The sequence below is a fragment of the Mesorhizobium sp. M0808 genome (assembly GCF_040320025.1).
In the GTDB taxonomy this organism is placed as follows: Bacteria; Pseudomonadota; Alphaproteobacteria; order Rhizobiales; family Rhizobiaceae; genus Mesorhizobium.
Genome location: NZ_JAMYOX010000054.1, coordinates 1 through 16512, shown reverse-complemented (window position 1 = coordinate 16512; position 16512 = coordinate 1). Strand labels below are relative to the sequence as shown.

22 protein-coding genes and 2 pseudogenes are annotated in these 16512 nt (G+C 57.9%); 14 read left to right on the top strand and 10 right to left on the bottom strand.

Features of this window, described 5'->3' with window-relative positions:
* Window positions 1-9: 9 nt before the first annotated feature.
* Window positions 10-183: a hypothetical protein gene (locus NKI25_RS32640; protein ID WP_352707189.1), complete on the top strand. Its 174-nt coding sequence runs from the start codon at window positions 10-12 to the stop codon at window positions 181-183.
* Here NKI25_RS32640 and NKI25_RS32635 read toward each other — a convergent pair.
* From NKI25_RS32635 to NKI25_RS32610, 6 genes are read right to left on the bottom strand one after another with little or no spacing between them, the layout of a single operon-like run.
* The gene (locus NKI25_RS32635) at window positions 180-914 is read right to left on the bottom strand and encodes a type IV secretion system protein (protein ID WP_353000513.1); all 735 of its coding nucleotides are present in this window, start codon (window positions 912-914) and stop codon (window positions 180-182) included. The genes NKI25_RS32640 and NKI25_RS32635 overlap by 4 nt on opposite strands.
* Before the next feature lie 9 nt (window positions 915-923).
* Complete coding sequence (locus NKI25_RS32630) at window positions 924-2081, bottom strand: transglycosylase SLT domain-containing protein (protein WP_352740534.1); 1158 nt, start codon at window positions 2079-2081, stop codon at window positions 924-926.
* Window positions 2065-4467 carry a VirB4 family type IV secretion/conjugal transfer ATPase gene (locus tag NKI25_RS32625; protein ID WP_352689129.1) on the bottom strand — a complete coding sequence of 801 codons (2403 nt, stop codon included), beginning with the start codon at window positions 4465-4467 and terminating at the stop codon, window positions 2065-2067. The genes NKI25_RS32630 and NKI25_RS32625 overlap by 17 nt, the downstream gene beginning before the upstream one ends.
* Window positions 4464-4757: a VirB3 family type IV secretion system protein gene (locus tag NKI25_RS32620; protein WP_023720449.1), complete on the bottom strand. Its 294-nt coding sequence runs from the start codon at window positions 4755-4757 to the stop codon at window positions 4464-4466. Before NKI25_RS32620 ends, NKI25_RS32625 begins: the two co-directional genes overlap by 4 nt.
* A 3-nt stretch (window positions 4758-4760) precedes the next feature.
* Window positions 4761-5075 (bottom strand): TrbC/VirB2 family type IV secretion system protein, encoded by a 315-nt coding sequence (locus NKI25_RS32615; RefSeq protein WP_352468896.1) that lies wholly within the window; start codon window positions 5073-5075, stop codon window positions 4761-4763.
* Window positions 5076-5087: 12 nt separating this feature from the next.
* Window positions 5088-5669 carry a lytic transglycosylase domain-containing protein gene (locus tag NKI25_RS32610; RefSeq protein ID WP_352784754.1) on the bottom strand — a complete coding sequence of 194 codons (582 nt, stop codon included), beginning with the start codon at window positions 5667-5669 and terminating at the stop codon, window positions 5088-5090.
* A 156-nt stretch (window positions 5670-5825) separates the two neighbouring features.
* Here NKI25_RS32610 and NKI25_RS32605 point away from each other — a divergent pair, with 156 nt between their 5' ends.
* From NKI25_RS32605 to NKI25_RS32595, 3 genes are read left to right on the top strand one after another with little or no spacing between them, the layout of a single operon-like run.
* Entirely contained in the window at window positions 5826-6425 is a 600-nt protein-coding gene (locus NKI25_RS32605; protein WP_353000510.1) for a hypothetical protein, read from the top strand.
* Entirely contained in the window at window positions 6422-6961 is a 540-nt protein-coding gene (locus NKI25_RS32600; protein ID WP_352707210.1) for a thermonuclease family protein, read from the top strand. Before NKI25_RS32605 ends, NKI25_RS32600 begins: the two co-directional genes overlap by 4 nt.
* Window positions 6961-7134: a hypothetical protein gene (locus NKI25_RS32595; protein ID WP_353000508.1), complete on the top strand. Its 174-nt coding sequence runs from the start codon at window positions 6961-6963 to the stop codon at window positions 7132-7134. The genes NKI25_RS32600 and NKI25_RS32595 overlap by 1 nt, the downstream gene beginning before the upstream one ends.
* On the opposite strand, the gene NKI25_RS32590 is transcribed toward NKI25_RS32595, so the two are convergent.
* Window positions 7131-7475 carry a hypothetical protein gene (locus NKI25_RS32590; protein WP_353000506.1) on the bottom strand — a complete coding sequence of 115 codons (345 nt, stop codon included), beginning with the start codon at window positions 7473-7475 and terminating at the stop codon, window positions 7131-7133. The two genes, NKI25_RS32595 and NKI25_RS32590, sit on opposite strands and share 4 nt — an antisense overlap.
* Before the next feature lie 136 nt (window positions 7476-7611).
* Here NKI25_RS32590 and NKI25_RS32585 point away from each other — a divergent pair, with 136 nt between their 5' ends.
* The 4 genes from NKI25_RS32585 to NKI25_RS32570 are packed head-to-tail and all read left to right on the top strand — an operon-like array spanning window position 7612 to window position 10796.
* Window positions 7612-8241: a DNA-binding response regulator gene (locus NKI25_RS32585; RefSeq protein ID WP_352707215.1), complete on the top strand. Its 630-nt coding sequence runs from the start codon at window positions 7612-7614 to the stop codon at window positions 8239-8241.
* A 5-nt stretch (window positions 8242-8246) separates the two neighbouring features.
* Complete coding sequence (locus tag NKI25_RS32580; RefSeq protein WP_352707217.1) at window positions 8247-8948, top strand: FkbM family methyltransferase; 702 nt, start codon at window positions 8247-8249, stop codon at window positions 8946-8948.
* Window positions 8929-9483 (top strand): putative pterin-binding protein, encoded by a 555-nt coding sequence (locus NKI25_RS32575; RefSeq protein ID WP_352707219.1) that lies wholly within the window; start codon window positions 8929-8931, stop codon window positions 9481-9483. Before NKI25_RS32580 ends, NKI25_RS32575 begins: the two co-directional genes overlap by 20 nt.
* Window positions 9480-10796: a sensor histidine kinase gene (locus NKI25_RS32570; RefSeq protein ID WP_352774505.1), complete on the top strand. Its 1317-nt coding sequence runs from the start codon at window positions 9480-9482 to the stop codon at window positions 10794-10796. The genes NKI25_RS32575 and NKI25_RS32570 overlap by 4 nt, the downstream gene beginning before the upstream one ends.
* Before the next feature lie 118 nt (window positions 10797-10914).
* Here NKI25_RS32570 and NKI25_RS32565 read toward each other — a convergent pair whose 3' ends face one another.
* Complete coding sequence (locus NKI25_RS32565; protein ID WP_352707223.1) at window positions 10915-11487, bottom strand: helix-turn-helix domain-containing protein; 573 nt, start codon at window positions 11485-11487, stop codon at window positions 10915-10917.
* A gap of 97 nt (window positions 11488-11584) precedes the next feature.
* Between NKI25_RS32565 and NKI25_RS32560 the strand changes: the two genes are divergently transcribed.
* From NKI25_RS32560 to NKI25_RS32550, 3 genes are all read left to right on the top strand, one after another.
* Complete coding sequence (locus NKI25_RS32560; RefSeq protein ID WP_353000504.1) at window positions 11585-12007, top strand: hypothetical protein; 423 nt, start codon at window positions 11585-11587, stop codon at window positions 12005-12007.
* Window positions 12004-12186 carry a hypothetical protein gene (locus tag NKI25_RS32555; RefSeq protein ID WP_353000502.1) on the top strand — a complete coding sequence of 61 codons (183 nt, stop codon included), beginning with the start codon at window positions 12004-12006 and terminating at the stop codon, window positions 12184-12186. The genes NKI25_RS32560 and NKI25_RS32555 overlap by 4 nt, the downstream gene beginning before the upstream one ends.
* Window positions 12187-12372: 186 nt before the next feature.
* Window positions 12373-12798, top strand: a complete 426-nt coding sequence (locus tag NKI25_RS32550; RefSeq protein WP_353000500.1) for a hypothetical protein — start codon at window positions 12373-12375, stop codon at window positions 12796-12798.
* A gap of 1104 nt (window positions 12799-13902) precedes the next feature.
* Here the strand turns inward: NKI25_RS32550 and NKI25_RS32545 are convergent.
* Window positions 13903-14202: a Y4lK-related protein gene (locus tag NKI25_RS32545; protein WP_352784751.1), complete on the bottom strand. Its 300-nt coding sequence runs from the start codon at window positions 14200-14202 to the stop codon at window positions 13903-13905.
* Window positions 14203-14899: 697 nt separating this feature from the next.
* On the opposite strand from NKI25_RS32545, the gene NKI25_RS32540 reads away from it, so the two are divergent.
* From NKI25_RS32540 to NKI25_RS32530, 3 genes and pseudogenes are all read left to right on the top strand, one after another.
* Window positions 14900-15079 (top strand): hypothetical protein, encoded by a 180-nt coding sequence (locus NKI25_RS32540; protein WP_352851524.1) that lies wholly within the window; start codon window positions 14900-14902, stop codon window positions 15077-15079.
* 115 nt (window positions 15080-15194) lie between these two features.
* Window positions 15195-15386, top strand: coding sequence for a hypothetical protein (locus tag NKI25_RS32535; protein ID WP_352509872.1), 192 nt, complete (start codon window positions 15195-15197; stop codon window positions 15384-15386).
* A 470-nt stretch (window positions 15387-15856) separates the two neighbouring features.
* Window positions 15857-16210: pseudogene (locus NKI25_RS32530) on the top strand (DDE-type integrase/transposase/recombinase); the annotation flags it as partial.
* A 102-nt stretch (window positions 16211-16312) separates the two neighbouring features.
* Here the strand turns inward: NKI25_RS32530 and NKI25_RS32525 are convergent.
* Window positions 16313-16460: pseudogene (locus NKI25_RS32525) on the bottom strand (transposase); the annotation flags it as partial.
* Window positions 16461-16512 lie beyond the last annotated feature (52 nt).

Here is a 16512-nt window from a genome sequence, read left to right as displayed (position 1 = left end):
TCCTCGTCAATGATGCTGGCGAACGGCGTTGAATTGACCGGCTTCAGCGCGCCGCATTCGTCGGCGTGCGCATACGCCAAACGCCCGCACGGCGCTTTCAGTTCGCGATTTGCGCATCCGAAAAGCCCTGCGCTGAGCCCGATCACAACGCATGTGCGCAACACCAGCCTCGACAAGTGCTAGCCTCCGCTCTTGCCAAAATTCGCGAACGGATTGACGTTTCGAGGTGTCATCATCTTCTGGACCTGGCTCTGACGAAGAAGGTCTGTCTTCAGCTTCTCATTCAATGCCGCGACCGCACCGTTCTGGACGCCGATCAATTCGTTGACCGCGCGCGCGTTTTCCAGCTGCATTCGTGTGTTCTGGTCCACCGAACCCTTGACGTCCTGCGACTGCCCGATCTGTCCGCTCGCGGACTGCAATGACTGTTGGCGCTGGGTGACGCCCTGGGAAGCCTGCGACGTCAACGCGCTTAGCAGCGAAGCCACGTTGACGCTGCCGCCGTAGGCGGTGTTGACCGCGCTCGTCTCCTTGCCGGCAATCTGCTGGAGCTGCTTCACCAGTTGCAGGCCATTGATGACCGCGCCGGCGATTTTCTGGATATCGGGCGACAGGCCACCAAACGAAAGAGCCCCGCCGTTCAGGATCGATCCGAACGACGGCGCCTGGGCGATCGACATGTTGCCGCCGAGGCCCATCTGTCCGATCCCGAGCGAACCGTCACGACTGCCGCTGAGAGCCTGGAGGATCTCCTCGCTCTTTTTGAGAATATCCTTGTTCGAGTCCATGATGGAGTTGGTGTTGTCCGCATTCTTGCGGGCTACATCGAGATTGGCGCCATCAATGACCGCAATCTGTGCAAAGCCCGCACTCGTCCAAAGCGCCATGCCGGCAGCAATCGCGAATTTCTTCATGTCAGCCTCCTATTGCTGTAGAGAATCGATCACGCTGGCGGCGCCAGCAGGGTCGGTGGTGATGATTACCGAGTGGCTGTCGGCTGAGCTTGCCCCCGCGTTCTCAACCGCGCACGGCAACCACCGACCGCGATCGATCTTCAACCGTTCCAGTTCGGCGGGATCACAAGAGAACGGATTTGGAGAACCGCCCTTCGGCTGTTGCACCAGCTTGGCCGACTGCGATGTCTGAACGTTCTGCAACGACAGAAGTTGGGCCAGCAACGCCGTGAAGTCGCCCGCCTGGGCGAGGTACTGGTTGGTGACATCGACGTTGATCCCACGAGCGGACGAGTTCAGCTCCCAAGCGTCCTTGTATTCGGTCACTTGGCCAACGTTGCCCGCCAGCGCATCGATCGCTGCAGTGTTGGCGCCCATCTGCGATGAGCTTGCATCGAGGCTGCCGGTCGCCTTGCTGACCGTGCCCATGGCCGCGTCCTGGGCCGCGCCGCCTGCGCCGTCGGCCGTTACGATCGAGAATGGTGGCGGCGCGGCGGCCGGAGCCTTGCCGCTCGACACATAGTCGTTGAAGTAGCTGTTCCAGCGGCCGACACCGCCGGCCCATTGGTTCTGCTCCCCTGCGTTCGATCCGTTGTAGAAGGAGGCGAGACAGCTGTAATTCGTCGCCCCGCATTGCTTCACGCCCATTCCGAGATATTTGACGCCGCCTTCGACATTCTGCTCGTTCACGTCGCGGTCCAGTCCCATGGACTTGCCGGTGCCCTTGGTCAGCTGCATGACGCCTTTGACGCCGGTGTGGCTGCCGGCGCATGTGTCGAAGCGCGATTCCTGATAGGCGACGGACAGCGCCAGGCCTTCGGGCACGCCGTACTTTTGCGCATAATAGCGGATCATCTTCACGTTGCCGGCGTCGCGCTGCATCGCGTCGGCCGGAGACCGGCGAAACATCTGTGAGCGGTATCTGTTCGAATAGGTGCAGACGACGCTTTTCTTCCTGTCGGTTTCGTCCCTCTTCGCTTCATCCGACGTCTTGCTGTGCTGCTCGTCCTCTTGCCGCTTATCGAGGTTCTGCCCGTCGATGACCGCGATCTGAGCGATAGCCACGCTCATGCTTTCCGCCGTCGCGAGAGCCACGGCCAGACAAGCGCTGCTAAGCCGCTTCGTCATGCTCGTTCTCCCAGCCGCAGAAGTATGGCAGCCACATCTCCGGCTCGTCGCCGAAGGTCTCCCGGAGCCGTGCGCATTCCTTGCTGTTGGCTTCGTTCGAGGACAAGACCTTGATGAGATCGGGCATCGCCGACAAATCGAGCTTGGCGACGATCGAGTCGCTGTCGTGCTTGACGAGGAAGGTGCGTGTTTCCTTCGCGGTGCGGCGCACGAACTCGAATTCCTTCGCCGTCAAGGAGAAGCGCTCCATGTAGGACTCCTTGCTCGCCTTCGGGTTGGGGAAGAAAATGTTGGTCTTCGTTTGCTCGATCAGTGACGACGAGATGGAGGAATTGACAACATCTTCCGCCGTCTGCGTGCCGAAGCCGACAACGCCGTTCCGGCGACGAACGGTTTTCAGCGTCTCGTTGATGAAGGCGGCGAAAACCTCGTCGTCCAATAGCTTCCAGCCTTCATCGAGGAAGAGCATGATCGGCGAGCCGTCGATGACGTCCTCAAGACGGTGGAAGATGTAGAGCAAGGCCGCCGAGCGCAGCTTTCTGTCACCGAGGATCTTGGTCATGTCGAACCCGACGACGGGCTTCGAGAAATCCACCAGATCGACGGGATTGTTGAAAAGCCAGCCCTTGTCCTTCGGGTCGAGCCAAGGCTGTATCCGCGCGGCCAGATCGTTCATGCCGGGCATCAGCGAGCCCCGCAGCACTTCCGGCAGCAGGTCGAAGATCCGCTGTTCGCGCGGAATCTTGTAGATCATGTCGACGGCGGCGTTGATGACGCGCATCTCTGCCACGTCAAGCGCGCCGCCTTCCGGCGTCAGAATGTAGATGAGCAGATCTTCCAGGAAAGAACGGTTTTCTGCCGTGTCATCAAGCTGCAATGGCGCGAACCCGGTCGGCTGAGAAGGCTCCATCACCTCGTAGCGGCCGCCGAGCGCCCGAACGAAAATCTCAGCGCCGCGCATGTAGTCGAAATAAACGCATCGTGGCCGCGGCATGATGCGCATGGCTTGCGCCATCAGGAACGACAGCACTACGGTCTTGCCCGAGCCGGTCGGGCCGAACACCGTAAAATGCCCGACATCGTGAACGTGGAAATTGAAGTAGTAGGCCGTCTGACTGGTCGTTTCGAGCAAGGCGATGGGCCGTTTCCAATGCAGCCGCTCACGTTGGCCGGACGGGAAATTGTGTCCGGAGAAAAGGCCGGCGAAATTGAGGGACGAGATCAACGCACGTCGCGCGATGTAGCTGAAATTTCCCGGCAACTGCGCCCAAAAGGCCAGTTCCGTGTTCAGGGTCTCGCGAACCGGCACGATCGACATGCGCGAAAGCTCCGCCGTGATGTCGGATAGCGCACGGTTGAGACCAGCCATATCCGGTGCCAACGCCATGACGCTCATGTGATGTTGTCCGAAGACGACTTCGCCGCCGGCCAGCTTGTCGGCGCCGTCGTGGACGGACTCCTCGACCGTCGTGCCCGCCTCGTCTGAACCCTCGACCTGGTTCGCGATCGTGTTGATCCTGCGCATCGCCGTTACACGATCTTCGATCGCGAAACTCTGCGTCAGGACAAACTCATGTGGCAGGCGCAAGAGACCGTCCAATGAGCCCGGAGCGGTGAACGGTGGGTATTCCTTGATCGACACCATGGCGCCGAGCTTGCCTTCGTCCGGCCCGCGAAGTTCCAGCGCGGATTTGCCGAAAAACAGCTGTCGTGTCGCCAGCACATCGCCAAGGCTCATGCGCGGCAAAGGCATTTCCACGTCGAGGCCGCCGGCGAGGATCTTCGCCAAAAATTCCGCCGGCTCGGAAAAGAAGCTGTCGCGGCGCTTTACGACGCCAAGAAGACGCGCACCATAAGCCGTGAAATCCTTGACGACGCCCTCGAGAACGTCATGCAGTTCGGCCATCGCCTCTTCGCGGGTTTCCTCGCCTGCGGTGCTGATGCGGAACGCATTGAGCGCCTTGTCCACCCAGCCGACGCGGCCGACCATCGGTCGGCGTATGACTGCCAGATACGCTTCGTTGACGAAAAGGTTTTTCGCCCCAAGTTCATCCATGTAGCGGGCGTCGAGCTCGGCCACGAAAGGATTGTCAAAGTCGCCTTCGATCTCCGGCGTCACGTGGCGGCGGATGATCGTTGTGTAGACCGCAAAGCGAGAGGTCGAGAGATTGCGGAACGTCGTGTTGCGGTTGAACATGCGGCTGTTCAACTCGGCCTGGTCCATCGTCTGGAACGGCAGGCCACTGAGTTGGATGGCGCCGACCAGAAAGCCGCTCTTCGTCACGATCAGATTGTCATCGACATGGCGAAGGTAGGGGATGTGCATCGCCGCGGGCTTTTCGCGGCGGCGCTCACGGCCAAATTTCAGGTCGGCATCAAGGCTCATGGCGAATAGCTCCTCGCGCCCCAAAAAGTAAGGTTCGCCACCGCTCCGCGTTTGGAGACGCGCCGTTCAAAAATATGAAACATGTAGGGGTCGCGCTGGCACAGATATGCGCTAACCAGATGCACCACGCCGAACACGCCAAGGCCGAGCATGAAGCTGCTCGTGGCGATAAAACCGATCACCGCCAGGATGCCATTCAGTGCAAAAACTTCATAGCGCACGCCCCATTTCATCGGGGGGCGTGTCAGTGGCAGACTGACCGGCTCGACATAGACTTCCTCGTCGTCCATGCCTCAGCTGCCTCCCGCGGTGGCGCGGACCGCATCCACCAGCTGGGCAGCGCCGAAGATCAGAGCGATGCCAATGATGATGGAAAAAGCCATCATCCAAGCCAGCCGGCCCGTCATGGCGAGGAAGCCAAGAAAGCAGACCGCGATGATGGCAAATGAGCGCGCTATGTTGCCTTGCAGAACGCCGACAAACCACTCCATCACATTTTCGACTGGCGCCGCCGACTGGGCATACGCAGTGGCCGGCGCGAGAGCTATTCCGACCGCCGAGGCCAAGGCCAGCTTCAGGGCGAATTTACCCGCTTTCCTGTATTCCACCCTTGGCTCCTTTCAGTTGCCGAAATCCATGACATGACCATCCTGCCAAGTGTCCTCGCTCGCTGGCGGAGCGGCCGCGAGCGTTTCCAATTTGGGTAGGGTGGATTTTTTGACGACACCGCCGAACTTCCAGCGGTTCAATATTTTCACGATGTATTCTGCCGTCTCCGGATTCACCGGAATGCCCTTCGCCTTGTAGACGTTGTTGGCCCCGGCGTTGTAGGCCGCGAGCATCAGCAGCGGATCTTTGAACTGGTCGTACAGTGACTTCAGATACCGGATACCAGCCCGGACATTTGCCCGTGTATCGCAGGGGTTTGTCACGCCGAGATCGGAGGCCGTTCCTGGCATCAGCTGCATGATTCCCAAGGCCCCGGCTTTTGACGGACCCTGGTTGGCACCAAGATCGCTTTCGGCCCATGCAATTGCTTCGGCCAGATCGGCGTCAAATCCTTGTTCAGCCGCTATTGAGCGCACAAGGCTCGCGATCTGTGCACGGTTGCCACCCTCACAAGCTCCGGAGCGATCTATACCGGTTGCCGCCACAGCTTTCGCCGGCGTTGCAAAGGCGACCGCAACGCGCTCTGATGCCATGTCCTGAGCCAGCGCCGTGAAAGGCGCTATGGCACCGCAAAGCGATATTGTCAGGAGAGGTCGAATCATTGGCTTGCCACAATTTGACACTTTACTATGGCTACACTCTGCCCTAGTAAAGTGTCAATCGATAAGCGTGACGAGAACGGAAATCCGATGAAACAGACAGCCATATTCGTCGCCTTGCTGCTCCAAAGCACCGTGGGTTTCGCAGCCGCCGCGAGCGCCCCGAATGCCTTCGATGAGCCATCGAAGGACTACTTGCTTCAGTTCTCGAAGCCTGGCGAGAAGGTCTTTGTCTATGAGCGCTACGACGCCAAGGGCGCGCTTTATCGGCGTGACGTTACCGCCTTGAAGATGCCGGTGAGGGTGAAGTCGGCTACTGAGCGCGTTATCAACGGCGCGACGTATCGGCTGCGCGGCCTCACAGCGTGCCCAAAGCCAAAAATCACATATAAAGCCGAAGAATGGGACTGCACGAAAGCCGCGCAAGATTACGAAGAGCGGATCTACAACCACCGTGCATCTGTCGTTCTTTGCAACACGCTTGTTTTGCAAAGCAAGAAGGATGAACCCGACGCCGTGTCGTGCTTCTCCCTCGTCGGTGCAGGCGATGCAAACGATCCGTACACGGTCGCCTATGATGATGACGAAATGGTCTTTTTCGACATGGCGGCGATTGGTAACAAGGATGGCAAATCTCTGCGCCCCGATCTGGAACATTCGGGCGAACTGGGCGAGCAGTTCCAAAAATGAGAAGGTTCAGCCTCGCAGCCATTGCCGTTGCACTATCCGCATCGGCTCACGCACAGGAGAGCAATGCTTCCACCGAACCGACTCCGTTCCAAGTATCGAAGTCGGCTCAACTGCTAACCGGCGACACATGGCGCGATGGAGACCGCCTGTTCCATCTCTATGGGGTCCAATCGTGTTTACGAGGGACAATCGCAGAGGAGGCCGGCGGCAGGAAAATTGATTGCGGCAACGCATCGCTGGCGCACTTGGCCGCGCTGTTTGACGGCACGGCAATCACCTGCCAGCCAATCGGCTACGCGCTCGACGAGGCGGCTTTTGTCATATGCGGAGCGCAGTTGAACGGCGAAACAATCGACGTCGGAACGGCCCTCATCTCGACGGGATATGCTTTTGCGGCGACGACAGTAAAAGGCAAGGCAGTCAACGGCAATTACCTAGTTGCCGAATTGGATGCGAAGTCGAAGCGCAGAGGATTGTGGAACACAACGTTTCAGCACCCAGTACAAATGCTGCTGAAACGCATATCGGAGAGATAATGATGAGCCGCGATGACGACGCCCACAACCATTACCATGGATATCCGGTGCAAGGACGCACCGACCGCTCAATTGGCGATGCCGTCGCATTCATCGCTATTATCTTGGTCCCCGCGGGAGTTTATGCCGCCTGGCACGCCATCACAGCATGGCTTTCGGCACTCTTCTCTTAGGATTGCAGTTTCGTGAAAGAACCGAGCACCGCCTGCAAATCCTCAACGTCAATTTCGCACCAGCCATGACCCATCAACCGTTGGAAATAAGCTGCCTTCATTTTCATATCCGCGACAGTGGCTACTGGAGCGATGGCGGCTCTCCTTCGTGCCGCGGCCTCTTGCGCCATAACCGCGTCCATCCTCTGACCCAGCAAGGCCGCGTCCGCCCCTTCAGCTTCCATCAATCGCCTGCCGAGATATTCGAGCATGGCCAGGCTCTGACGATGTGCCGCAATAAGATTCGCGACACCTTCAGCCGGTTCCATTTCTCCGTTGCTGCAGACCAGTTGAATAGCCATCGTCCTCCTCCTGGCGTACATTGGTCACATACTGATACCTCGGGAGGTAAGGAAAAAAAGGGATGGCATCATCCCTATTTTGAAGCGACGATTCTAAGACCGGGCGGGGGTGCCTGCGTAGAAGGATTGGCTTCTAATGTTTCGTGCCCTGGTGGTTGAAGACCAGACGCTTATGCGTCTGGCATTAATGAACGAAGTGCAAGCAAGCTTCCATGACTGCATCGTTGTAGGTGCCGAAACCTTGGAGATTGCGACCAGAGAGCTTCAAAACATCCAATTTGATCTCATCGTAATTGATCCCGGCTTGCCCGGATTTGATCCCACGTCAGAAACTGCTCGGGTTTCTGTCGTCGACAAAATCATGGAAGCCTCTGCGAGCGCCATCCATATCGTCGTCACCGGCTCTGACAATCGAACCGAGGCCGAAGGCTTCCAGCAGATCGGCGCCGCAGCTTATCTCGGCAAAACCGGCCTTGCGCCCGGCGTTTTCAGCGACGTGCTCGAGGACATTTCATCCAAGGGCTTCTCCCTGCGCCTTTCGCGAGTCGCCATGACAAGGCCCGACTATCGCTTTTCCGTTCTGACGCCTCGCGAGCATGAAATCATCGACATGATGGCCCGCCGCGCGCCTGGCGTGAAACGGAAAGAGATTTTCGCCCTCATGTCAGAGCGGCTGGGCATCGATGCCGGCTCTGCCGAAAGGTACTACAAGCAGGCCCGGGCCAAACTCATGAGGCAAGGTCATCCGCTACCACAGGGGCTGTGATCGCGATGGCTTCTCTAACCGTACATGGGATCAAGGTTCCCGTGGAACCGCAGGATGTCTCGCCGGTCATCTGGCGAGCGCTTCAAAGCCAGAGCTATGAGGCGAAGGAAGCGAAGTGGATTTTCAGGGCAGTCAAGGCGCGCGATCGCGTACTGGAGCTAGGGTCCGGTATCGGCATCATCACCGCACTGATTGCGAAAATCCCCGGCGTTCAGGTGTGGGCTTTTGAAGCAAATCCCGCAACAGCGGAACTAGCGAAGCGCGTGATAGCGGCCAACGATCTCGACAATGTCACATATTCCCAGGGTATCCTCACAGCAGGCCCGCCGCGGTCCTTCACCTTCTACGTTCGCCGGGACCTTTGGATGTCTTCCACGGACAAAGACCAAGGACCATATGAGCGCGAACTTTCGATCGTCTCGGCCGACGTCGATCGTTTCATCACCGATCATCAAATAAACGCCCTCGTCATGGACATTGAAGGTGCTGAGAAAGAACTTCTGCAGGATGCCGAGCTGCCCGGCGTCGAGCGCATTTTTCTTGAGCTGCACGATCATCTCTATGGCCTTGACGGCGTCCGCAACATCACGCTTGCCCTAGCAGAAAAGGGATTTGCCTACGATCCGCGGGGCTCCCGAGGACCTTGCGTGCTCTTCGCCAAGAACGATGGACCCCGCGAATACGAGGATGTGGAAGATGTTGCGTAATGCTCTCGCCGTCATGTTTGCCCTGTCCCTTCCGCTCGCCAGCGCCGCCGAGGAAATTCCCCTCGATCCCAACGAAGTGTCGGTTCAAGACGCCAGCGGCAAGACCGTCGCCATCTTTTCGGTAAAGCAGCTGCGGGCAGAGTTTCCGCAACAGACCTATGACACGCGTACGCCCTGGACGAGCAACAACGAGAAAATAGAATATCGCGGGCCACTGCTTGCAAATGTGCTTGCCAAGGCCGGAATCACCGCCGCGCAGGAGGTGAAAGTTGTCGCCTATGACAACTTCGTTTCCGATATTCATATGGACGAAATCCGGTCCTATAATCCGATCTTGGCGATCGAGCGTCGTTGCAACGAGAACGACAAGGCCGGTTCACATTGCCTGCCGGGTCAGGATTTCCGCCCGATCAGCATGGTAGAGAAAGGCCCCATCTTCATCGTTTGGCCCTTCGACCAGCTGCCCGCCTCCTACGTTCCCGCAAGAAACTCGATCTGGGTATTTTTCCCAGTCATCCTGCGCGCCACGCAATGAAGTTCTTCAACGGCCGTTTGTTCACTGTTCTGCCGTATCTCGGTATGGCTGCGGCGCTTGGCCTGAGTGCGTGGACGTTCATCCAATCGAACCGCTATCGTCAGGAGACTGATGCCATCCTCAATCAGACCTTCGAGATTCAGTGGCGTGCGGCACAGATTCGCGAGCGTCTTTTGCGAGTCTATGGTTATCTTCGCATCGCCGACGAGACGGGCAAGCTTGATGCGGACATCGATCGACAAATGGCGCTGGTGAGCGTCAACGTCGCGCAGTTGGAAAACCTGCCCTATCTGAACCGGTTTTTTCCCGACCATGACGCCGAACTCCTGGGTCGGATTCGCTTGACCCTCGAACAGAGAATTGCACCTCTTGTGTCAGCGCGTAGAAACTACACCCAAGCCATTGCCGAGATGGCCAAGCTGGAACAGTCAATTTACGAGATTTCCAGCTCTACCGTTGATCACAGCGCCACCTTGCAGCAGACCGCCAGTATCGACATTGCGGCCTCGCGCAACTGGTTCATCTTCGCCATCGCACTTGGCCTGGGTGCTACCTTCTATCTCGTTATCCATCAGCGTTATGCTTTAGCCAATCGCCGTGACCAGCATATGCGCTCGTTCGCTTCGCTCTTTGCGCATATGACCCGATCGCGGGTTACAGCCTTGAGGCTGTTCCTTGAGCACGCACAACCAGACAAGCAGCCGAGCGGCGAAATGCTTGAGGCTGCGCGCAGTGCTGCGACCGAACTGGAATCGATCACCAACAGTGTGCTTCAGATCGCCTATGCACCACAAGATTCCAGCACTATGTCGCTCGGCCGACTGCTCGAGGATCTTACGCAGGATCGCGGCAGTTTGGTGCAAGTCTCGGTCGATTCCAAAGCGCGCTTGCTACCCGTCCCGGCGACGCCGTTACGGTTGGTGGTGAATGAGCTGATAGAAAACGCGCTGGCCGCTTCGTCGAGCGCCAAAAACGCCCGAGTTCTCATCTCCGCGACAGTCAAGCGGCGCCCCTTTTTCCCGCGCACTTACCTCGTGCTTGAAGTGGCCGACGAGGGCTCAGGCATGCCACCTGCAATCGTTGCAAAAGCAACTACTCCCTTCTTTTCAACGCGAGCCGGGAATCATACTGGCCTTGGCCTGACCGCATGTTCTCAGATGGTCTCGACGCTGAACGGAATGCTCATCATCAAGAGTGCTCATGGTGTCGGCACAACTGTACAGGTCAGAATTCCCCTGGCTTCCGCCGCAGCCACTTTTTGGCAATCGTGCCGCAGGTACGGGCGAACAAAGGAACACTCGTGGGGCGGCTAGCTGTGAGCTCTCAGCTCTGCTCCATTTTCACCTGAATTGCACCGGTATGCGCTATCACGGCGAAAACCTGCCAGCCATTCGGTGTAGCCCAGCTTAGACGGATGATGACGCTGGAAGTTTACGGCTCTCTGAAATGAGAATCTACGCCTCCGGGTGCGTCAGAAACAGGTAGATCAGTTGATGGCGGGACCTTATCGGAAAAGAGGAAGGTCGCTGGATCAAGTTTCAACGCCTTGGCGATCGCGGCAATTGTGTCGACGCTGATATTACCGCTTGCGCGTTCCAATTTCATGAATGTCGCCTCCGCCACGCCTATGAGCTCGGCCATCTCATAGCGGAGCAAAGTGCGTCGTTTTCGCTCAATGTCGATGATGTGCGCCAGACGCTTGCGGATTGCAGTCTCGTCCAACTGATGCGCCCATTCGGGAAGTTTTTTTCCGCCCGCGAGCAGGTCTGCAACTGACACATGCAAGCCGCTTGCCATGATTTGCAACGTCGTCAGGGTGACATTGTTTTTCTGCCGCACGGTCTGGATGTAGGTCCGGTAGGCGAGCCTTTCGCCCTCGACAGTCCGGAACAGCTCGGCCATGTGCATATGGGATAGGCCACGCCTGGCTCTCTCCCGCTCCAGCGTTGTCGCAATGTTGACACGCAACGGGTTGTCGACCACGCCCGCGATGTCTCGTTTCATAAATCGATGTAGTCGCACAAACCTACCTTCTCGATCTGTCCTTTTTCGCGCGGATGATCCATAGTAAAGTATCAGAATCCGCCGCGAGGAAAAGGCTATGATCGTACTGAAATATCTCTTGGTGGGTGCAGCCGCCGTCGCGGGCGCCGCAGCTCTTCCATCCCAATCACAGGCATCGGAATGGGGCTGTCAGGTCCTCCTCTGTCTGTCCGGTGACTGGCAGGGCACTCCTTCTTGCCACCCGCCAATCTACAAGTTGATTGCGGCGATGAAAGCTCCGGGTTTTAACTGGCCGACCTGTCCGCAAGCCAACTCCAGCGCCGCGAGATACGAGAAGTATGAGGATTGTCCTTCTGGCTGGCAAGCAGTTGGCAGCTACGACTCCGATCGGCCAGGAATGAGGCAAGAACGGAACATCTGCCGCATCAGCTCCGACAGGCTCACACTGCCCGTCACTTTCACGAATAGTCGCCTCGGCCAAGACCATGACAACGGATCTCGACAGGCCAGATCAAAATGAACGGTAAGTTGGTGACGGCAAAAATCCAGATCACGGGCAACGATAGAGGGCATTCCCTTGGTAACGGCTCCACCTACTACACCATCTCTCGGCCGATGCGCGCAAAGCCCTGGTTCATCGAGTATGACGACGCGAACGGCCTACGCCAGAAAAGCTGGTTCAATCTCAACGTGCCATAAGCCAGTTCAATCTCAACGTGCCAATAAGCCAGGTGATCACGCAGGACCAGTCGCCGTGAGGATCACAAAACGTCTCTGTCCGGTTCATTCACGCCGACGACAGCGATGGCTTCGAAAGCTCAATGCGAATACTGGATCAGGGAAGGGTAATAAGTGTTGAAGGCGCTTCTCCTGTCGACTGCGATAATGAGCACATGGGCAGTCTCGACGGCGGCTGGTCAGAGCGACAAGCCGCGATCGAGCGCGGACAATCCGATGTGGCCCGCTTCACTGAAATGGGACTGCAAGACCGCCGCAAAAATCGTGTGTGAGCGTGACGGCAGTTGCACAGTGGCCGAGGACCACACTGGATTTGTGCTGAACTATGGCAGCAACGAAGCTGAGTTCCCGGCCAGCAATGTCAGGATCAAACGGCACTATCAACAGACCGTGCAGGCAAGCCCTTTGCAGCAGGAAGTTAAAGTCGAACTGGCTGACAATCGCGTTCTTTGGCTGACGGCCGTGGATGCCAGCCGCACTTATTCGGAAGCCTGGGTCGGCGCATTGAGCGAGTTAAAGGGCGGCGCGGTACTCATGGAATCCGAGGGCATCTATTGCATGCCGCACAAGTGAGTGAGCCGAGAGGGAAGGGGTGAGTGAGCCGAGAAGGGAACGCGAGCGAAAACCGATATGGTCTGACCTCGAGCAGCCACCGGCGTTTCAGAAAACTCCGGCGTAACCGACTTCCGGTTCTAGGTGTTTCATCAGTGATCAGGGGGGGATCTAAAGTAACATTGACCTGAGCAATGAGCTTCGATAAGACCTCGATGCGGTGCAACTGCATTCGCTCACTGAAACCAGTGCCAATACTTATAAAGTTGCATAAGATATATTATGGAACTCGGCGGCGGTCTTCTAGCTGTTGCTTTTTTCTCTCCTGCCGCAGCTTACGAATTTGTGGATTCTTTCAGTAAACTGCGGTTATCGGGTTTGAACTATGGTGTCACAGTCGGAAACGACAGCACATCGCGATGCTGTTGGGGGGCGTCCACCGCATCGATTAGGACTGAGCATGAGGGGGAAGGCGGATAGCCGAAGCGTGACAGTGTGATGACCCGAAAGACCTCGCCAACAGGGCGGCCGTAGGAGCACCAGCATAGCGCCGCGGTCAGGCGCGATACGGACCGACAGCCCCCCAAGGGCGCTGATTGATCGATCGAAATTGAACGGGTCATTTTATCAGCTGACATAATCCAAATCGAATTCCTCGCGACGTTTCAGCACGCGCCTGGATTTTTCTGCATTTGGCTCCGGCGAAGACCCCGGTGGTGCGGTGGAAGCGCACCACCGGGCATCGTGGACTTGTTTTCATCAGCCACCAGGACTGCTGCATTGGGGCAGGGATGGTTCCAACCTTCTAGGCGTCGCCAAACCGCGCATCTTTGGTTGGATGCCGAATTCCGTGTGCGACGTTGCCGGATCGACACCAGCCATGGCCGCGACCCAGAGTTGCCACGTCGGAATGGCTAAGCACCTTGCCGTCGCCGGACTTGATAGTTTCGACGACATTGCCCGGCGAACAGTCATTGACCGACCCTTGTCCGTGGTGCCCGGTACGAGAAGACGAGGTTATTGTTGGGCAAACCACAGCTCGTTGGCGTCGATACCGGTCCCGAAGTCCAGCTCGTCATTGTCGGTGAAGGAGCCGGATTCGACGATCGTCTCCGACCCGTCCTTTTATGCGTTCCGTCTTCGAGTGCCTGTTTTGTGCGGTCTCCGGCCCTCGTTTGTCGACGACGAGAGTTCTATGCACCGGCCTATCGAGCGAAGATAGGCAACGATCTCCGGTAGCAGGTGATCACGATCGCCAAACTCTTCCACGATTCTTTTTACCTTGCGCCAGGGTACCTTCCCGTCAACATCGCCCAGTGAGTAGCCTAAGTGACCGATCGCGCAGATATCACAGCCAGCCTCGATCACCTTGTCGACGAAGGCGGGAATCTCGCTCGCTTTCATTAGCCGCATGTTGCTGGTCATCGCAGATATCTCCGTTGGTGGTCGGCATGGAAATTGCGCCGACGCCCATTGTGCTCGAACCTGCACGCACTTCGCTACCTGTGCACTTGCACAGGTTTTAGGGTCTCAGGCCTGCCGAAGGCGCCCGATCGAGCGTTCCTGCGCATTTGTTCATTGTTGGCACCCCGGGCACTCAACCGTGTTGCTAGAACAGCCCACCTGCTCCGTTCCAGCAAGGCAGCACTGGCCACCGGAACGCTCCCCTTGGGCGCACTGAAAGGCGATGCCGGCGCTCAGGCAGTCGGAGTCAGTCATGCCGAGGCGCGATTTCCTTCTCCTCGCAAGTCGCTCGAGCCCCACGCGCTCTTTTCGTTCTGGAGTCCAGTAGGTTGGGCCGAGGTTGGCGCGATCGAGGGGTCTCTTTCCATTTAGCTATAGGTTGGAAAAGCTCCTCACATCCCGTAGTCAGGAGTCCACCAATCGGTCGAGATGGCTGCGACCCGCGCTGCGGGCGGGATTGGGTGCTCCGACGGATCGATACCCAATACCTGCGCCATTTCTTCTTCGGTGGTATTATCGCCCCCCGCGTATAGCTAAATGGTGTGGACAAACCTGATCCACACGACCTAGCGCGATTTGGAGCCAACCGGCCTGGGACCTGGCGGCCGCCTCTGGCTCTACGCCGCAAAATCGGGCCGGTTCCGCGCGTCTGCATCGAATGACGGAGGTCAGAGGTGGTCGGAACGGGGTGCTCGGCATTTATGATCCGACCATGCGCCAGCGAGTGATCGTCGGCGGGCTCGACGGCGGCATCATGTCAGGGGACTTCGGCCTCCAGGCGCGCGAGGAATGCCGAGACCACGGCGTCGATGTCGACCGGTTCAGTCAGCGTGGGTGACGTCCTGGCTACTCCCCCGATCATCCCCGGTTTGATTCAAATTTGTCTGTCGATATTGGCGATTGCGCGACCTTCACCGTCGTAGACGGCAATGCGGGTGGTTAGAGAGGGTCCTATGACAAGCAATTTTTCCGCCGCCCGAGTGCATTTAGATCGAGCGTATGACTACCTTTGTGGCGATGACCCGATGAGTCGAAGGGGACGCGAAGCCTTGGACCTGCTAATTGAGGCGGTTGCCGTCGAAGAGTTCAAGCAGCCACGCCAAAACGCGGAGGTGCTAAGGTTTCCGATTGGGCGCCGCTTCTGAGGCAATCTCCACGGCCGCCATGTAGCCTCAGGTGAGGCGCTCACCGGTTGCGCTGCCACTATGAACCATGGTGAGCAAATCCTCCCAGAACGCCAAGAAGCCAGCCCGGCATGAGCCGGGGCGGGCAATAGAAAATGGGGAGCCCAAGCGCGCATCCATGAAACGGCGCCGCATGTAAAATTCAGCAGAATGTCCATCCTGGCGCAACGCCACAACAGGCCGCACTCAAAGGCCGAATACATGCCTGCAGCCGACCGACCTGTCATCAATGTCAGAAAGCCCTTGCCACGCGGAGGCCGTCCATACATGCCACTGAACTGTCCTCCAGTGGCGATTAGAGCCTTGGCCGTTTCTGTTACGCCTCTTGGCGCGGGTTGAGCAACCGGCGGAGGCGCGGAGCCTCCCATCAGCACAGCGTCGGAGCCGTTCGCTCTTAGCGCAAGATTTTGAACTGCTCTTGTCCTGACCCCAGAAAGGCGCTGGAGCGTCATCGCCGACCGGATCGCGTCGTCATCGACGATAGCCAGACCAATCGGGAGGCGATCGTTTCCTGCGACACCACAAATCGCTTGCAGGACCGCTCCCGGCGCCGGCTGAAGCCGATCCGGATCCGCAAGAGTAGATACCTGAATAACCGGATCGAACAGGACCATCGGCGCATCAAGCGCCGTATCCGGCCGATGCTCGGCTTCAAATCGACGGCCACCGCAGCCACCATCCTGACCGGCATCGAAATGATTCACATGATGCGCAAGCGACAGGCGAGGTACGCCTTCAATCCGAATCCGTCCTTGGCCGAGCAGTTCGAAATCCTCGCCGCCTGATTGACCTCGCATCAGGGCCTCTCTGTGCCCCTATTCAGCCGTTGCAACAAAACCGACGAAACAGCTCTCGCCGCATAACCGCCCCACAGTTCCTCATGCTCCCTCCAGAGCCTTCAGTCGCCGAGCCTCGGAGACATCCATCCCGCCGAAGCGGCCGTTCCAGTTGTAATCGAGGCGTCGCTGACCCCGTGCTTGCGGCTCCTTCAAAAATTCCGATGATCTGCTCTTCAGAAAAGCGGCTACGTTTCATGTCCTGGTCCTCTCGATGGGCCAGAACGAACGTCAACCGGATTAGATCAGCG

Excerpts from the sequence above, each read along its gene's own strand:
- NKI25_RS32540 (WP_352851524.1), top strand. The coding sequence starts at position 14,900 with ATGACGGAGGTCAGAGGTGGTCGGAACGGGGTGCTCGGCATTTATGAT.
- NKI25_RS32580 (WP_352707217.1), top strand. The coding sequence starts at position 8,247 with ATGGCTTCTCTAACCGTACATGGGATCAAGGTTCCCGTGGAACCGCAG.
- NKI25_RS32595 (WP_353000508.1), top strand. The coding sequence starts at position 6,961 with ATGATGAGCCGCGATGACGACGCCCACAACCATTACCATGGATATCCG.
- NKI25_RS32620 (WP_023720449.1), bottom strand. The coding sequence starts at position 4,757 with ATGGACGACGAGGAAGTCTATGTCGAGCCGGTCAGTCTGCCACTGACA.
- NKI25_RS32605 (WP_353000510.1), top strand. The coding sequence starts at position 5,826 with ATGAAACAGACAGCCATATTCGTCGCCTTGCTGCTCCAAAGCACCGTG.
- NKI25_RS32575 (WP_352707219.1), top strand. The coding sequence starts at position 8,929 with ATGTGGAAGATGTTGCGTAATGCTCTCGCCGTCATGTTTGCCCTGTCC.
- NKI25_RS32625 (WP_352689129.1), bottom strand. The coding sequence starts at position 4,467 with ATGAGCCTTGATGCCGACCTGAAATTTGGCCGTGAGCGCCGCCGCGAA.
- NKI25_RS32610 (WP_352784754.1), bottom strand. The coding sequence starts at position 5,669 with ATGGCATCAGAGCGCGTTGCGGTCGCCTTTGCAACGCCGGCGAAAGCT.
- NKI25_RS32600 (WP_352707210.1), top strand. The coding sequence starts at position 6,422 with ATGAGAAGGTTCAGCCTCGCAGCCATTGCCGTTGCACTATCCGCATCG.
- NKI25_RS32545 (WP_352784751.1), bottom strand. The coding sequence starts at position 14,202 with ATGACCAGCAACATGCGGCTAATGAAAGCGAGCGAGATTCCCGCCTTC.
- NKI25_RS32630 (WP_352740534.1), bottom strand. The coding sequence starts at position 2,081 with ATGACGAAGCGGCTTAGCAGCGCTTGTCTGGCCGTGGCTCTCGCGACG.
- NKI25_RS32535 (WP_352509872.1), top strand. The coding sequence starts at position 15,195 with ATGACAAGCAATTTTTCCGCCGCCCGAGTGCATTTAGATCGAGCGTAT.
- NKI25_RS32570 (WP_352774505.1), top strand. The coding sequence starts at position 9,480 with ATGAAGTTCTTCAACGGCCGTTTGTTCACTGTTCTGCCGTATCTCGGT.
- NKI25_RS32590 (WP_353000506.1), bottom strand. The coding sequence starts at position 7,475 with ATGGCTATTCAACTGGTCTGCAGCAACGGAGAAATGGAACCGGCTGAA.
- NKI25_RS32560 (WP_353000504.1), top strand. The coding sequence starts at position 11,585 with ATGATCGTACTGAAATATCTCTTGGTGGGTGCAGCCGCCGTCGCGGGC.
- NKI25_RS32555 (WP_353000502.1), top strand. The coding sequence starts at position 12,004 with ATGAACGGTAAGTTGGTGACGGCAAAAATCCAGATCACGGGCAACGAT.
- NKI25_RS32640 (WP_352707189.1), top strand. The coding sequence starts at position 10 with ATGATGCTGGCGAACGGCGTTGAATTGACCGGCTTCAGCGCGCCGCAT.
- NKI25_RS32550 (WP_353000500.1), top strand. The coding sequence starts at position 12,373 with ATGAGCACATGGGCAGTCTCGACGGCGGCTGGTCAGAGCGACAAGCCG.
- NKI25_RS32635 (WP_353000513.1), bottom strand. The coding sequence starts at position 914 with ATGAAGAAATTCGCGATTGCTGCCGGCATGGCGCTTTGGACGAGTGCG.
- NKI25_RS32585 (WP_352707215.1), top strand. The coding sequence starts at position 7,612 with ATGTTTCGTGCCCTGGTGGTTGAAGACCAGACGCTTATGCGTCTGGCA.
- NKI25_RS32565 (WP_352707223.1), bottom strand. The coding sequence starts at position 11,487 with ATGAAACGAGACATCGCGGGCGTGGTCGACAACCCGTTGCGTGTCAAC.